This is a genomic window from Metallosphaera sedula DSM 5348, from assembly GCF_000016605.1.
Taxonomy (GTDB): domain Archaea; phylum Thermoproteota; class Thermoprotei_A; order Sulfolobales; family Sulfolobaceae; genus Metallosphaera; species Metallosphaera sedula.
This window is the reverse complement of record NC_009440.1, coordinates 227,300-242,836: the sequence shown is the minus strand read 5'-3', so window position 1 is coordinate 242,836 and position 15,537 is coordinate 227,300. Positions and strand designations below refer to the sequence as shown.

Here is a 15,537-nt window from a genome sequence, read left to right as displayed (position 1 = left end):
AGATAGAAATGGGATTTGAGATCATTCCTGGATTGAGGGCCGTATACAGAGTGGAGGACCAAGGCATGATGAAGATTACTGGAGAAGACATTAACATCGACCTGAACAAGTTGCAGGCCTTTATCAAGGAGAACTTCAAGATAGGTCAGGATGAGGCCAAGAAACTTGACATGGGAGACTTGTTAGGTTTCGCAATGATTCTTGATAACCTTGGTATAGCAGTTATGGGGAACTACGTGGTTTTCGTTGACGCAGTAAAAACCAACTGGAACAAGGTTTTAGAGGCCTTTCAAGGGGTGACTGCTCAATGAAGGTTAAGGGTTATTTAGGCCATGTGAAAGTGGACGATAAATGGAACGTGATAGAGAAGGTAAATGCAAGTGAGGAGCTGGCTGGGATCCTGAAATTTAACGTGGAGAAGGGAAATGAGGAAGCTAGAGAGCTGGGTTTCAAGAGAATGAATGGGTTTGCCATGATGGGGAGTAAGAAAAGTCTAGCCTTTATGAAGGGAGAGGCCATAATGGTTGAAACGAGCAAGGCAGACTGGCAAGAGTTATTCGTCCACTACGTGTATCTGAAGGGATGGCTTGCCCTCGGGATATTCCTACTGGTCCTCTCTATTGTCCTATATTACATGAGCTTCGCTACCCCATATCTGGACTATTTTGCTCCACTACCTAGAATATTTGTACCGACACTTATACTGATAATATCGTTAATCATGATACCTTCCTCAAAAACCAGGTACACCTACAGGCTCTAGGCATCCCTCTTGTACAGGTTAACTATTTTTGTCATTTCCACATACGCGTACATTCCGCCGGCAGTAACGAGGATAGCAAAGGGAATTGCGCCAATTATGAGATATATGGGGATTGAGATCGCAAGAATACCGGAAGCTATCTTCAATCCCTTAGAACCAAAATCATCGCTAAGTCTAACCATTTCTAGAGAATATTCGAAGAGGTAACTGAGGATCAAAAGAATACCTACAAATTCTATTATCGAAAAGATCTGCTGATCTATCCTTATCTCCACCAACACGGAGGATACGAATCCTAGAACTAGTCCTACCATAAGAATCGGATAGAGCCTTACTGAGAGATTAAACTTTTCACCTAGAGAGGAGAAGGACTTCCTATTTAGCCATCCGAAGAGAAACAACATCACATACGAAATGATGAGTGGAAGAAAGTAGAGAGACGAACTGGCACTCTCAACTGACATTCCGAGAAAGGTAGCAAATAGTATTAGTGCGAGTGAACCTCTTCTAATGCCATCATAGAGGGTTACGTTTAGCTTTGGTTTCTTCGGCATTAGAATGAAGAAGGAGAAACGAATATTAGAGTTTTAGTCCAAAAAAAGAAGTTATCCTCTCAATTCTATAGGCACGACATCCCTCTTCAGAGGACCAACGTACAAGGCCCTAGGTCTTATGAGTCTATGCTGATCTTCCACGTATTCTATGACATGAGCTGTCCATCCCAGAGTCCTGGAAAGGGCGAACAGGGAAGTGAACATATAGACTGGGAATCCTAAAGCGTAGAACACTACACCCGAGTAGAAATCTGTGTTCGGGTAGATGTGCTTGGCACCGAAGGTTTCCACTCCTAACTCCTCTAACTTCTGGGCTATTTCGAAATATTTTCTGGCGTCACTGTTCCTCTCCGAGATAACTTTAGCGTACTTCTTGAATATCTTTGCCCTAGGATCGTAGGTCTTGTATACCCTGTGTCCGAACCCCATTAGCCTGGACTTGCCCTCGATTATCTTTCTCTTAAACCATGACTCAGTCATGTCAGGCTCTCCAATCTCCACAAACTGCTTGAACGCCTCCTCTGCGGCACCACCATGTAGGGGTCCCTTCAGTGCTGCAAGGGCTGCTACTACACAGGAGTAAATGTCAGAGAGAGTTGACGAGGTGACTAGGGCTGCCGTTGTGGATGCCGGAACTTCATGGTCTGCGTAGAGTATTAATGCAGCATCCATTGCCTTAACCTCTTCCTCTGTGGGCGTTCTGGAGAATGAGGCCTTTAGAAAGCTCTTAGCGAAGCTCTCAGAGGGCTCAGGTATGGCAGGTTTCTTTCCCTCCTTTGCCCTTAACACGTTTGCGACCACGGTGGAGGCCCTTGCCACCAGCTTAACCGCGTTATCCCTATTTGTGGCCTTGTTCCATGGCATTCCGTAGATGGAGGAAAGGGCTGAAAAGGCTGTTTCCATCATACCCACAGCATCCGAATCCCTTGGCAGAGAATATATCATGTCAATGACCTGCTGCGGTACTTCATATGCCTCGTCTAATGCACTCTTCAATCTCTGGAGTTGAAGTTTAGTGGGCAGGTCCCCATATAGCATAAGATGTACTACTTCCTCAAAACTGGTGTGTTCAACTAGATCCTCTATATCATATCCTCCGTACCTCAGTATCCCGTTCTCTCCATCTATGTAGGTTAAGGAGGTTGTCTTAATGAATACGTTTTCCAATCCTCTACTTATCTGGCTCATTTCAATCACTTCCAGGAAATTCCTCTCCCTCGACCTGGGAGATTGCCTTCAACACGTGAGATTCCCTGATTATGTCCCTGACTGAGATCACTCCCTTCAGGTTCCCGTCTCGGTCTACCACGATTAGATGCCTTAGATTTCTCTCGGCCATCTTCTTGACGGCTGTATACACGGTATCATCTTCTCTCACCGTTACGAGGTCCTTCATGGTTCCAAACTCCTCTACGGGTTGATTGAGGCTTATGCCCCGAGCGATACCCCTAATCACGTCCCTCTCAGTAATTATCCCAGCGAGCTTACCATCCTTGGTAATTATGACAGAGCCCATGTTATGAGAGGCCATGAGCTCAACGGCCTTGATCACTGGCGTTCCCCTCTCCACCGACACTGGATTTTTACTTATCAGATGCTTTACAATACTCGCCATAATAGATATATTACCTTTCGATTATAATAAAAGTTATGCTAGTTCTTTATCTAACTTCTCATAAAAGTCATAATGAATTACCTCGTACTGTTCCTTTCTAGTCATCATCTTGTCCATGAGATTTTTCTGCGTACCTTCGTTCATTAGGGTTTTCAGCGCGTCCTCCATGGCCTTCGCAGCAACCCTGAAAATGGTTACGGGAAAGATAACGTAGGTGTAGCCCATTTCCTGGAACTCCTTGGCAGTTATTAGGGGAGTCTTCCCAAACTCAGTCATGTTAGCAAGAAGGGGAGCATTCACTGCCTTAGCGAACTCTCTAAACTCCTCCTTGGACTGCAGAGCTTCCGGGAAAATTATGTCTGCCCCAGCATCTAGGTAAGCCTTAGCCCTCTCTATGGCGTCCTGAAGCCCGAATATTGCTCTCGAGTCCACCCTTGCTATTATTTTGGCGTTTTTCCTAGCTCTCACAGCAGCCTTAATCTTGGAAACCATCTCTGAGTGAGGTATGACCTCCTTACCGTCCAGGTGACCGCATTTCTTGGGCATCCTCTGATCCTCGATCTGAATCGCGTCTGCGCCTGCCCTATCCAGCAGGGAAACAGTTCTGTACACGTTTATTGCCTCTCCGAAACCTGTGTCCGCGTCCACGATCATGGGAATAGATGTGACTTCCCTTATCCTCCTAACCATGTCCACTAACTCGTAGAGGTCTATTATCCCTATATCAGGCAATCCCAGGGATGAGGTAAGGGCTCCACCTGAGAGATAGACTGCCTTGAACCCAACCCTTTCTGCAAGGAGGGCGGTGAAGGGGTTGAATATCCCGGGGATTACGGTGAACTCTTTACCAAGAGACAATGTCCTTCACCTCCATTTTCTCCAGGTTCCAGATCTTATTCACGATGTCCTTCCCTAGACCCAGTTTCATTGCCTTTTCCTCCACCTCCTCGTCGCTCATGGGGTTCTTGTGGTGACCCCTAGGAATTCTAACCTCCTCTGAGAAAGTACCAGAGGTGGTCTTCACCACTATCTTGGTGGGTAGCTCGCTAGGGTAGACCTTGGTGTACTCCTCGTTCTCCACGACCTCAATCTTCTTCATGAGTTCCGTGACCTTGGGATCCCCCACAAGATCGTATGCATCGAGCCAGAACTTACCAGTTAGCAGGGTGACTGCTACTATGAAGGGAAGGCTGTGATCAGCGGTTTCCTTGTTCTTAGGATCCCACTTTCCCTCGTCAGCTAGGATAGTCCTTCCAGCCTCATAGGTCTCCACGGTTACCTTGGTTATATCCCCCATCAGCTGTTTCCTTAACTTGATACCTGCCTCAACAGCTGCTTGAGCGTGATACTCCACAGGATATTTCTTTATGTACGTCTCTAGGATCTTGGTGGTCCCCAGGCTCTTGAAGGGGGCATCTGACATGTCCGGTGCAATTACGTTCCTGAATCCCATCTTCCCTGAAAAGGGAGTCGAAGGACCCGTGAATCCAGCCTTTGCCAAGAGCACAGCAAAGACGGAGTTCCTCACTGCCTCAGCGGTTGCCCCAGCTTTCCACATACTAAGACTTCCTGAACGAGTTTCCCGGAGGGCCACGTGTGGCACAGTGGTGATCGAGATTGCGTTCACCAATTGCTCCTTGTTAAGACCCAAGGCCACTCCAAGTGCCACTGCCGACCCAACCTGGAGGAAATTTACGTGGTCGTATCCCTTTTTCCTAAGGGACGTGGAATCGCATAGCCTAGTGGAAACCTCATACCCTAAAACGATAGCCCTTATCAATTCCTTTCCGCTTAGCCTAGGGTTAACTGCAAGGAGACCGCCAATCATGTCAGAGGGATGGAGAGGTTCAAGGGAAAGATAGGTATCATTGAAGTCCAGATACCTGATGAGGAGGGTGTTGTAGAACGCAGCCATGTCTGGGGAAGAGTTTCCTCCCCCTAGGAGCAAGCCCTGTCCCTGAAAACTTGGAATTGCCTTTCTGACGACCTCAGCTGGCGGTGACGACGTTGAAGCGTAGGCCACCGCAAGGGAGTCAAGAACCCTCCTTTTCGCCTCGTGCACCGACTTCTCGGGAAGGTCGGAGTACGAGGTTGAGGTAGCGAATTCTGAGAAAACTTCAGCGAGCTCCATACTTTAACATTTCTCGTTAAGATTTAAAGCATTACCGAAAAAATCTAGAAATGTCCTGGATGCTTAAACCTTTGAGAAAACTAAATTGCTTTAACCGCCCTCCTCTCCAGTTGCTCAAGGACGAACTCTGGCGTTATGGGAACTTCCACCCTGTCCAGCGTGATACCCAAGGCGTCCTCCAGGGCGTTAACTAGAACCGCATAGGGAACAGTCGCGCCTCCCTCAGCAACTCCCTTCGTGCCCAGGGGAGTGAAGGGTGAGGGGGAGACTAGATGCCTTATCTCCATTCTAGGTACTTCCAGTGCGGTGGGCATCCAGTAATCTGCGAGATTGATCTGCTGGGGGACTCCCGAGACGTACCTTATAACCTCAAGGAGAGAGGCCCCTATTCCCATTGCAGTTCCGCCCATGAGTTGGCCGTCAACGATAAGGGGGTTAATCAGGTTACCGCTATCGCTCACCACGACGTATTTCTTGATCTTGATGAAACCGGTATTGGGGTCTACCTCTATTATGGCCCCATGGGCGTTAACGCCATAGGTTGAGGAGAAGTTTACCCTCCTCTTCTCATCCGCAACGTTCACGTTAGGGGAGTTGAACACCTCTGTCGCCTCTATTCCCATATCATCAAGCGGTGAATGATACCTGTTATACACAAGGTTCGCAACCTCCTCCACGGGGAAACTCCTGTTTCCTACCCTCACAGTTCCGTCCCTTATCTCAACCTTATCCACCTCAACGTTGAGGACCTGGGCTACCAGCTCCCTGATCCTTTCCCTAAGTTTGATTGATGCCTTGTACACGGCACTTATGGAGACCACGGAGAACCTGCTACCGTAAAATCCTGTTCCCGGAGGTCCTGAGGTATCGCCTAGAATAACCCTTATCTTATCCATGGGGACTCCTAGGACGTGGGAGACAACCTGGGCTACGGAGGTTTCGTGACCTGTACCCATGGAATTGGTGCTCAGTGAGACAGTAATGTCTCCACCGCTATCCATCTTGATATAGACTCCCTCGTAGTAGGGGGTCCTAGCCTTCTTTACCACTAGAGTCTGAAAGGCCAGCGACGAGCCAGGTTCCAGGGCAAAGGCTACGCCCATTCCGGTCAAGCCTGGTCCCTTGTCACCTAGGGCCTCCCTCAATACCTCCAGCGACTTCTCGTAATCCCCGCTGTCATAAATTGCGCCCGTGATCGTGGTGTGAGGGAGTGACTTGATGAAGTTCCTCTTCCTGATCTCCCATTGTGTGGTCTTCTCCCTCCTAGACACGGAACTTACCAAGTTCTCTAGAACCAGTACCGCAGGGGGAATTCCCAGACCCCTATAGGGTCCCGTGGGAGGCATGTTGGTGAGGACTCCGTTCACGTTGAACTTGAGATACTGAACGTTGTATGCCCCCGTGAGGTGGTATATCTGCCTCAGGATGGGGAGCGGTTGGTAGGTATGCATGTAAGCTCCGAAGTTCTCCAGGAGGTCAACCTCCATTCCTAGGATCTCCCCATCCTTGTACATTATCCTAGCTTGGTACTCCCTGTCAGGGCCCTGTACGGCTGAGATGACGTGCTCGGTTCTAGTCTCAATATACTTTACAGGTCTTCCAGTTACCATAGAGGCCATGGTTGCGAGCACCAAAGGCTTCAGGAAAATTTTCCCTCCAAAACCGCCCCCTGAGTCTGGAACTATTATCCTGATTCTACTCCTGGGTATCTGGAAGACTATGCTGAGAGCTGTCCTAAACACCTGAGGGACCTGAGTGTTGGCGTAGACAGTGAGGCTTTCGTCTACCGGAGAGTAATCTGCTATTACACCATTGGTCTCAAGAGGCATAGGGGAAATCCTGTTGACGCGAAAGGTCTTCTCAACCGTCTTAAAGGAAGAGGGTGGTTGCCCATACTCAAAGGAGTCCCTGTAGACTAGGTTCGTCCCTAATTCCTGGTGGACGAGGATTTTTCCTGTTAGGGCTTCCCTAGCACTTTCCACAGGCGGAAGAGGGTCGTACTCTACTTCGACCATCTCCTTTAAGTCCTCCGCCTCATACCTATCTCTTCCCACAACAAGTGCCACGGGTTCTCCCACGTATCTGGCCTCGTCAATAGCCAAGGGATACTCCTTTGGTGCAGACTCAAAGAAGAAATTGGGTAAGGGATTGGTCTTTAGGTCTGCTTGGGTGATGACTTCAACCTCCTTGCCATTAACCCGAAATCTAGCTCGTGGATACGGAGACCTTATGACCCCCAGGAAGAGCTCGCCCGGGAGGTGAATGTCGTCTATGAATCTTCCTCTTCCGGAGATCAGCCTTGGATCCTCTAACCTCCTTACGGGCTTCCCTATCATACGTTTAGCCCCATGAACTTCCTGTAGAAGTGTCTCGCTGCGGAGACCCTCTGAATGTCGTTGGTTCCCTCGTAGGTCTTGAGAATCTGAATGTCCCTAAGCATCCTCTCAAGACCCGTAGACGTGGTGACTCCGTATCCGCCGTGAACTGTCATGGCCCTTAACACTATTCTTTCCGCCGCCTCTGTAGCGAAGAACTTGGCCAAGGAGGCGGCCATGATATACTCATTCTCCATTCCCCTCTTGTAAAGGGAGCCAGCCCAGTAAACTAACAGCCTCGTGGTTGTTAAGTCTGCCATGGACTCTGACACCTTTTGTTGAACCATCTGAAAACCTGCTATGCTCTGTCCAAAACTTTTCCTGTCCATTGAGTACCTCACCATCTTCTCGAGGGCAGCCTGACCTATGCCCAGGGCCTGAGAGGCAACTATGGTCCTTGCGTAGTCAAAGGATGAGACAGCGTACTTGAATCCCTGTCCGACCTCCCCAACTACGTTCTCCTCAGGTACCTTAACCTCATTGAAGGAAATCTCAGTTGTATGAGACGCCTTGAGTCCTGTGGTATCAATCCTGCTCTCAACCTTGAAGCCTGGGAAATCCCTCTCGACGACGAACATGGTGATTCCCTTCCACCTTTGCTCAGATGGAGGGGAAGTCCTTGCGGTAACAATAATGTAATCGGCAAGGTCTCCACTCGTAATAAATATCTTCTTTCCTGTCAGAACATAACCGCCGTTAACCTTCTTGGCTACTGAGGACATCCCAGCAACGTCGGTACCAGCTCCAGGCTCAGTGTTCGCAAACGCCGCGATCTTTTCTCCCCTAGCAACTGGAGGCACGTATCTCTCCTTGATATCCTTCCCCCCAAATCGGAGCAGTGCGCTGGTGAACATCCAATTTATCAAGAAGAAGGTGGAGAGGGAGGGCCAAATCCTGCTAATCTCCTCTGTGGCAACGAGAAGTGAAAGGTAATCTCCACCAGCTCCCCCATACTCCTGCGGAACGTCTAGTCCATTTAGTCCTAGCTCCTTTATCTTCTCCCTAACCTCTCCCAGATCTCCCTTCCTTTCTCCCTCCTCCACCCTGTTCTGTACCTCTCTCTCAAGGAAGTCTCTTATGGTTGTTCGTAGGAGTTCGTGATCCTGGTCTAGATCTATTTTGAAATCCTCAAGTCCCTTGAACGGGAACACCATCTAGATCACCTATAACCTATCTATTTCCTCCCTTATTATAGAGCTACCCCTCTGAGCAAGTTCTTCCTCTATCACGAGGGGAGGAAGTAATCTCACTACTGATTCACCTGCTCCTATGGCGAGTACTCCTCTTTCGAAGGATCTCCTCAGAACCTTCTCGAGCCCCTCCTCATAGGGTTCCCCATCTCTCCTTAGGTCTACTCCTATCATGAGACCCATACCCCTAATCTCCTCCACGTATCTGGACTTCGTGGAGCCTAGAATGTCCACGATCATTTTACCCAGGGAGTTAACCCTTCCTAGAAGCCCTGGAACCTCCTCTAGCACGACCTCGGCCGCGGCCAGGGCTAGGGCATTTCCCCCGAACGTGTTGGCATGGGAACCTCTTGGGAGGTCCATGACCTCACTCCTCCCCACCACTGCCCCCAAGGGTAAGCCTCCCCCAAGGGCCTTGGCCAGACATATCAGATCCGGCTCCACACCAAAATGCTCAAAGGCAAACATCTTTCCTGTCCTGCCTATTCCAGTCTGGACCTCATCTAGGATGAGGAGAATCCCGTTCTTCCTCGCTATCCTCTGGAGACCTTGAAGGAACTCCCTTGGGGGGACGATGATTCCTCCCTCCCCCTGAATAGGTTCCAGGAGGAAACCCGCAACGTCGTTGGGGTCCACGATCTTCTTCAGGACCCAATCCTCAATGTATTCCAGAACTGCGTTGGCGCAATCCTCTCGGCAAAGCGGGTTATGTCTGTCAGGGTATGGAACCAGGAGAGTGGAGGGTAAAAGTGGTGAGAACGCAGATCTTTGCACCGATTTACTTGAGGTGAAGGACATGGATCCGAATGTTCTTCCGTGAAATGAGTTAGTGAAACCTATGATGTACTGCCTCCCAGTGTGACCCCTGGCTATCTTCAGGCTGGCTTCCACACTCTCCGTGCCACTGTTGGCGTAAAACACCTTACCCTGAAATCCCACGAGTGATACCAGCTTGCGGGCTACCCTTACAGCTAGGTCGTAATAGAAGTCGGTTAGGCTATAGTGGAAAAACTTGTTCATCTGCTCTTGAACGGCGCGGATGATCTTCTCGTTGCCGTGTCCCAGGGCCATTACCCCTATGCCTGCATTCATGTCAATGTACTCCTTTCCATCCACGTCATACACTAGGGATCCCTTGGCACGTTCAATCACCAGGGGATACCATCTGCTGAAGGACTGCATTAGATACCTTGAATCCTCTTCTATTATCCTTGAAGCTAGGCTCATGAATATATATTTATCATTATCAATATAAATCTACTCGTTTAAAATTGCATGTAGTTCAGTGTAATAATAGAATTTGAAAATAGTATGTGACTCAGGAGTTCTTGTGTATTTGACTTTTGGAACGCCTAGAGTATGCACTCTAAATGATTCTAGATGAGCAGGGCCCTGAAACCTACTAAAATCGCCCTTCGTGAGCTAAACGTCGGTTTAATGGGTTATCAAGTCGCTCTCGATTCCCCACGTAGAGAAGATTACAAAACACGTATAAAGCGAAACTGAAACCTTTCAATCATCCCTATACTTTTATAACTTTCTGAATAATATAATTATATGGACTTCTCGTTCTCGGAGGAGGAATCGCTATTTCGTGAGAACCTCAGGGAGTTTCTCCAGAAGGAACTCAGACCCCTAGTGGGCAAGATTGATAGAGAGGGAATACCTAGGGAGTTCGTTAAGAAGGCTTCCTCCCTGGGAATATGGGCCATGACGGCGTCTCAGGACGTGGGTGGTCAGGGGGCTGGGTTTCTCCTGTCCACAATAGCATCTGAGGAGATAGCTAGGGCAGACTTCAGCATGGCCACAGCGGTGTATTTCCTCCTGGAAAGCGGTTGGGGTTACGTCCTAGACAGGTACGGGTCAAAGAGTCTTAGGGAGGCAGTTCTCCCCAAGGTAATCTCAGGCGACTGGTTCCTGGGGGTTGCCTCAACTGAGCCCACTGGAGGAAGCGACGTTGCTGGGATAAGAACACTTGCCACCAGGAGGGACAGAAAATTCGTGCTAAATGGGCAGAAGATCTACATAAGTGGCGTACTTGAGGCCTACAACTGGGGTGGAGGACATCTGACCCTGGCTAAGACTAACCCCGAGGCGGGCCATAGGGGGATTTCCATGTTCTTTGTCCCTACCTCTACCCAGGGTATAGAGATATCTAAGATAGAGAACATGGGCAGAATGGGTATCTCAACAGGGACCATGAGATATGTGAATGCTGAGGTTCCTGAGGGAAACCTCGTTGGGGAACTTAATAGGGGTTTCTACTACGCCATGGATGGTTTCAATCACGCTAGAGTGTTAGTAGCTGGTGCGTGCATAGGGGCAGCTGAGGCAATCCTAGAGATGGGACTAGAGTACGTGAAGCAAAGGGAAGTTTTCTCCACCAAGCTGAAGGATTTCGAGGCAATAGCCTTCGAGGCTGCGGAGCTGAAAACAAGGCTAGAGATGGCGAAGCTCCTCAACTACAAGGCAGCTTGGATGATGGATAGGGAGCCCAACTCCGATGAGACGGCCATGCTTGCGGCCATGAGCAAGCTCACTGCACCTCAGGTAGCCTTTGATATAGCGAAGTCGGTAATGATGTGGATGGGGGCATATGGTTACTCCAAGGATGCCCTTGTGGAAATGGGATTCAGGGGAATAGTCTCATACTTGGTAGGGGCAGAGGGAGCGATGAACGTGATGAAGCTGATCATATCCAGGAGACTTTTCAAGGACTAGCAGACTCCTTACCTCAAGAGGCTAGGCTTTCTGTTCCTATACTCTTAGATCGGGAATCTACCCACTTGAATCTCTGATTAGGTAAAAGATTTCTCCTAGTTCATCGCGATAAGCCTTTACTTAACGATCTAGGTATCTAAATGGTCATTCGTTGATTCCTAGCAAGTCCCGATGACGCTAGGCCACGCTTTGCCCATGAAGACTCAGGGAACCTGAGAAGCAAGGCCACATCTGCACAAAAACCTTCTGTACAGGTCCATTTCAAGTGACGAGAACTTGAGATCAAGACCCGCTGTATGATAATGCCGTAGCAATCGCCACAACCTTTCCCTCACCGTTTGTGACCCTTATCCTGTACACCGAGGTTGTTCTCCCCAGGGACTCGGGCCACGCTTCAGCCACAAGTCTTTCCCCCGGGTTCACCGGCCTCCTGTAATTTACCTCGACGTTCAGCGCCATCGCCCTCCTTCCTTGGTTACTGATTACCTCAAACGCGGAATCAATTAACGCGAAGATGACCGCTCCGTGTATGGTACCGTGAACGTTAACCTGGTTCTCCTGTGTGACCATGGACATCTTAACGTATCCTTCCCTTTCCTCTTCCTTTCTTATACCCAATAACTCTGGGAACATGATAAACACACTTCAATTCCTTATAAAACGTTACTTTTCCGATCACAGATCACAAAATACATGTTTAAATGTTTTTACATCTATAATTATCAATGGATGAGCTTCTGATCTCCACAGTCTCAGACTTCGCCAGGAGGGAGATCCTGAGGGTTGCCGATAAGATTGATAGGGATGACTTCTACCCTCGGGATCTAATCTCGAAGATGGGAGAACTTGGGATCCTGGATCCCCTTCACCACGGTGCAGAACTCTTGGACTCCATGCTCTGCTTGGAGGAGATAGCCAAGGTTAGTGGTTCAGTGGCGCTCATACAGGATGTCCAGGGGGAACTCGTGAACGCTCCCCTTAGAAGGTATGGAAGGGATAACGACCTCACAGAGAAGATAGCAGAGGGCAAGATCCTGGGCTCATTCGCCCTGAGCGAGCCGTGTTGCGGATCCGACACGTCTGCCATGAGATCAACAGCGAGAAAGGTTAACGGTACCTGGAAGATTGACGGGGAAAAGATGTGGATAACTCAAGGACTTTACGCCAACGTGTTCTTGGTCGCAGCTAAGAACGACGAGGGGAAGATCTCAGCGTTCCTGGTGAGGGACACCCGGTGCATGGAGAGGGAAAAGATCGAGGTTCAGGGGAATAGGGGAACGGGGACGGCGAGGATAAGGATGAACGAGTGCGAGGGAGAACTCATAGGTGGATGGGAGGTAATAAAGTACGCCCTCGCCATAGGTAGGATAGCCATTTCCGCAATCTCCCTGGGATTAGCCCTAGGTGCCATGGAGGAGGCATACAACTGGGCAAAGGAAAGGCAGGCCTTTGGGAAAAGGCTCATGGAGCACGAGGGGATAGCGTGGTTGTTCTCCGACTCAATCGCAGAGTTGGAATCGGTCAAGGCGCTCCTAGACGCAACATGTAACGCCTTTACCAAGGACTGGAAGAGGGCCGAACCCCTGATCTCTTCCCTGAAACTGATCTCCTCGGGAGTCGCAAACAGGGTGGTAGATAGGATGGTCCAAGTCATGGGTGGGATGGGATACGCAAAATTGACTAGGGTGGAGCGCGCATATAGGGACGTGAGGTTAACCAGAATAGGGGAGGGAACAGACGAGGTTCAAAGAATAATCCTCTCAAGACACATAGAAGATCTTGTCCACGAGCTTTAATCTAGTTATAATTTTTTAAATCTTTTTAAGTGCACTTTTATAATCTTGTAAAAATAAGCAGATTTTATATAGGATTTTAAACATAATTATCATGTGGGATAGTGGAGAACGTAGGTATTGTGGGAATCGGGTGGTACGGGTTCTCCACTAACGTCCATGATCTCTCGTTCAGGGAGATGATGTTTGAGGCTGCTCAGAGAGCATTTTACGACGCAGGTGGAATGAACCCTAGGGAACAGGTGGACGCATTCATCTCTTGCCAGGAGGATTTCTGGGAGGGCATCTCGATCTCAGACGAGTTTGCCCCTGACCCCGTGGGAGGAGCAATGAGACCCACGATGACAGTTGCAGGTGACGGACTTCAGGGGTTGGCACACGGGTTCATGTTGATCAACTCCGGAGTAGCCGACGTCGTGGTGGTTGAGTCCCACGCTAAACCCAGCGACATTCTCACCTTTCCCGAGATCGTGGAGTTAGCCATGGATCCCGTTTACGTTAGGGAGGCTAAGATCCCCAACTATCACTTCATAGCTGGCTTAGATGCGACGAAGTTCATGCACAGAACCGGAGTGTCTAGGGAGGACTTGGCGGAGGTTGTAATAAAGAATAGGGCCAGCGGGCTCAAGACTGGTAGGGCACCCCACGCCTCACTCCTGTCTAAGGAGGACGTTCTCTCGCAAGAGGCTGTTGTTTACCCCCTGACCCGCGTGGACATAGCACGTCCCGTAGACGGAGCCGTGGTCGTGGTCTTAGCCTCTGAAACCTTCGCGAGGAAGTTTAACGACACGCCCATCTGGATCACGGGAATAGGGTTTGCCACGGATAACTCCAACCTGGAGCTGGCCAGGCTAGGTGATGCCCTTTACACGAGAAAGGCATCCTCCCTGGCATTTAGTATGGCGAGACTGGAGTCACCCCTTAAGGTCAACGGCCTGTTCGTAGATGATAGGTACAGTTACAAGGAGCTCCAACACGTGGAGGCCCTTGGTGTTACTAACGTTGCGGAGAAGTTCAGGGAGGGATATTTCCATGAGGGAAGTTACCTGCCAGTTAACCCGAAGGGAGGGCATCTGGCCAAGGGGTATCCCCTAGAGGCATCTGGACTCTCCCTGGTACTTGACGCTGTGGAGTACATGAGGGAGGGGGCGAGTTCAGCCATTGTGGCGAGTTGGAGGGGAATTCCCACGTTCACAGGAGGAGTGGCGGTGATGCAGAGATGAAGACCAACCTAAAGTTCAGGAGGGTCGCGGCGATAGGTGCGGGAATGACACCCTTCAGAAGGAGGATGTTGGAGACACCACAGGAAATGGCCTGGGAGGCCTCTAGGAGAGCCCTTGATGAGGCTGGCCTGGAACTTAGGGACATAGACTGTGTGGTAATTGGGAGCGCACCAGATGCCTTCGACGGAGTTCACATGAAGGGGGAATACCTGGCACACGGAGCGGGAGGGGTAATGAGACCCAGTAGCAGGGTATACGTTGGAGGAGCAACGGGGGTCATGACGGCCATTGCAGGATGGTACCACGTGGCCAGCGGGATGTGCAAGAAAGTGCTCGCTGTGGCAGAGGAAAAGATGAGTACAGGTAGGCCCCATCCCCAAGCCGTTTTTAGGTACATCTGGGATCCAATCACGGAGAAACCCCTGAACCCCAACCTAATCTGGATCTTCGCCATGGAGATGCACAGATACATGTTCGTGAACAAGGTGAGCAAGGAAGAGATTGCCCTAGTCTCGGTGAAGAACAAGAGGAACGCTGCAAGCAATCCCTATGCACAACTGGGGGGAGAAATCACCGTGGACGATGTGCTGAGAAGCGAGGTTCTAGTGTGGCCAGTGCAACTTCTAGACGTAAGCCCAGTTAGTGATGGGGCAGCTGCCATGGTTTTCGTGGACGGTGACATTGCGAGGAGATACACTGATACCCCCATATGGGTTGAGGGAGTTGGATGGACCCTCGATAACACCTCTTGGCCCAACAGGGAACTTGCGTATCCCAGATACCTTGAGAACGCAGCTAGGATGGCCTACAGGATGGCAGGGATAGAGAGACCTCAGAAGGAGATAGACGTCGTGGAGCCATATGATCCCTTCGATTATAAGGAACTTCATCACCTGGAGGGCCTCATGCTAGCCAAGAGAGGCGAGGCACCCCTACTTCTGAAGGAAGGGTTCTTCGATAAGGACGGGGATATACCCAGTAGCCCCTCAGGAGGACTTCTAGGAGTTGGGAACCCCATAGCTGCAGCAGGACTAATGAAGGTCATTAGCATTTACTGGCAACTTAAGGGAACAGCTGGGAAGATGCAGGTGAAAAGGCCAGTTCACACTGGCGTAGCCCAGGCGTGGGGTGACCTAATGCAGGCCTCCACGGTCATGGTTATGAGAAATTGA

15 protein-coding genes are annotated in these 15,537 nt (G+C 49.8%); 6 read left to right on the top strand and 9 right to left on the bottom strand.

Annotated features, from left to right (window positions below):
• Positions 1 to 8: 8 nt before the first annotated feature.
• Both MSED_RS01470 and MSED_RS01465 read left to right on the top strand, forming a co-directional pair.
• On the top strand, positions 9 to 311 hold the full coding sequence (locus MSED_RS01470) for a hypothetical protein (protein ID WP_011921429.1): 303 nt from the start codon (positions 9 to 11) through the stop codon (positions 309 to 311).
• On the top strand, positions 308 to 763 hold the full coding sequence (locus MSED_RS01465) for a hypothetical protein (protein WP_011921428.1): 456 nt from the start codon (positions 308 to 310) through the stop codon (positions 761 to 763). Before MSED_RS01470 ends, MSED_RS01465 begins: the two co-directional genes overlap by 4 nt.
• On the opposite strand, the gene MSED_RS01460 is transcribed toward MSED_RS01465, so the two are convergent.
• The 8 genes from MSED_RS01460 to MSED_RS01425 all read right to left on the bottom strand — a co-directional run bounded on the left by MSED_RS01460 (position 760) and on the right by MSED_RS01425 (position 9,855).
• Positions 760 to 1,317, bottom strand: a complete 558-nt coding sequence (locus tag MSED_RS01460; RefSeq protein WP_011921427.1) for a hypothetical protein — start codon at positions 1,315 to 1,317, stop codon at positions 760 to 762. The genes MSED_RS01465 and MSED_RS01460 overlap by 4 nt on opposite strands.
• A gap of 51 nt (positions 1,318 to 1,368) precedes the next feature.
• The gene (gene gltA / locus MSED_RS01455) at positions 1,369 to 2,505 is read right to left on the bottom strand and encodes a citrate synthase (protein WP_011921426.1); all 1,137 of its coding nucleotides are present in this window, start codon (positions 2,503 to 2,505) and stop codon (positions 1,369 to 1,371) included.
• A 1-nt stretch (position 2,506) separates the two neighbouring features.
• On the bottom strand, positions 2,507 to 2,932 hold the full coding sequence (locus tag MSED_RS01450; protein ID WP_011921425.1) for a CBS domain-containing protein: 426 nt from the start codon (positions 2,930 to 2,932) through the stop codon (positions 2,507 to 2,509).
• A gap of 33 nt (positions 2,933 to 2,965) precedes the next feature.
• On the bottom strand, positions 2,966 to 3,790 hold the full coding sequence (gene prpB / locus MSED_RS01445) for a methylisocitrate lyase (RefSeq protein WP_011921424.1): 825 nt from the start codon (positions 3,788 to 3,790) through the stop codon (positions 2,966 to 2,968).
• Complete coding sequence (locus MSED_RS01440; RefSeq protein ID WP_011921423.1) at positions 3,777 to 5,063, bottom strand: MmgE/PrpD family protein; 1,287 nt, start codon at positions 5,061 to 5,063, stop codon at positions 3,777 to 3,779. Before MSED_RS01440 ends, prpB begins: the two co-directional genes overlap by 14 nt.
• Before the next feature lie 80 nt (positions 5,064 to 5,143).
• Positions 5,144 to 7,399 carry a xanthine dehydrogenase family protein molybdopterin-binding subunit gene (locus MSED_RS01435; protein ID WP_011921422.1) on the bottom strand — a complete coding sequence of 752 codons (2,256 nt, stop codon included), beginning with the start codon at positions 7,397 to 7,399 and terminating at the stop codon, positions 5,144 to 5,146.
• Positions 7,396 to 8,592, bottom strand: a complete 1,197-nt coding sequence (locus MSED_RS01430) for an acyl-CoA dehydrogenase family protein (protein WP_011921421.1) — start codon at positions 8,590 to 8,592, stop codon at positions 7,396 to 7,398. The genes MSED_RS01435 and MSED_RS01430 overlap by 4 nt, the downstream gene beginning before the upstream one ends.
• Before the next feature lie 9 nt (positions 8,593 to 8,601).
• A complete protein-coding gene (locus tag MSED_RS01425; RefSeq protein ID WP_011921420.1) occupies positions 8,602 to 9,855 on the bottom strand; it encodes an acetyl ornithine aminotransferase family protein in 1,254 nt (417 codons plus the stop codon).
• 330 nt (positions 9,856 to 10,185) lie between these two features.
• Between MSED_RS01425 and MSED_RS01420 the strand changes: the two genes are divergently transcribed.
• A complete protein-coding gene (locus MSED_RS01420; protein ID WP_011921419.1) occupies positions 10,186 to 11,349 on the top strand; it encodes an acyl-CoA dehydrogenase family protein in 1,164 nt (387 codons plus the stop codon).
• 282 nt (positions 11,350 to 11,631) lie between these two features.
• On the opposite strand, the gene MSED_RS01415 is transcribed toward MSED_RS01420, so the two are convergent.
• On the bottom strand, positions 11,632 to 11,982 hold the full coding sequence (locus MSED_RS01415; protein ID WP_011921418.1) for a PaaI family thioesterase: 351 nt from the start codon (positions 11,980 to 11,982) through the stop codon (positions 11,632 to 11,634).
• Positions 11,983 to 12,074: 92 nt separating this feature from the next.
• Between MSED_RS01415 and MSED_RS01410 the strand changes: the two genes are divergently transcribed.
• The 3 genes from MSED_RS01410 (at position 12,075) to MSED_RS01400 (ending at position 15,537) form a co-directional block, all read left to right on the top strand.
• A complete protein-coding gene (locus MSED_RS01410; protein WP_011921417.1) occupies positions 12,075 to 13,145 on the top strand; it encodes an acyl-CoA dehydrogenase family protein in 1,071 nt (356 codons plus the stop codon).
• A gap of 101 nt (positions 13,146 to 13,246) precedes the next feature.
• Positions 13,247 to 14,365 carry a thiolase domain-containing protein gene (locus MSED_RS01405; RefSeq protein ID WP_011921416.1) on the top strand — a complete coding sequence of 373 codons (1,119 nt, stop codon included), beginning with the start codon at positions 13,247 to 13,249 and terminating at the stop codon, positions 14,363 to 14,365.
• On the top strand, positions 14,362 to 15,537 hold the full coding sequence (locus tag MSED_RS01400) for a thiolase domain-containing protein (protein ID WP_011921415.1): 1,176 nt from the start codon (positions 14,362 to 14,364) through the stop codon (positions 15,535 to 15,537). Before MSED_RS01405 ends, MSED_RS01400 begins: the two co-directional genes overlap by 4 nt.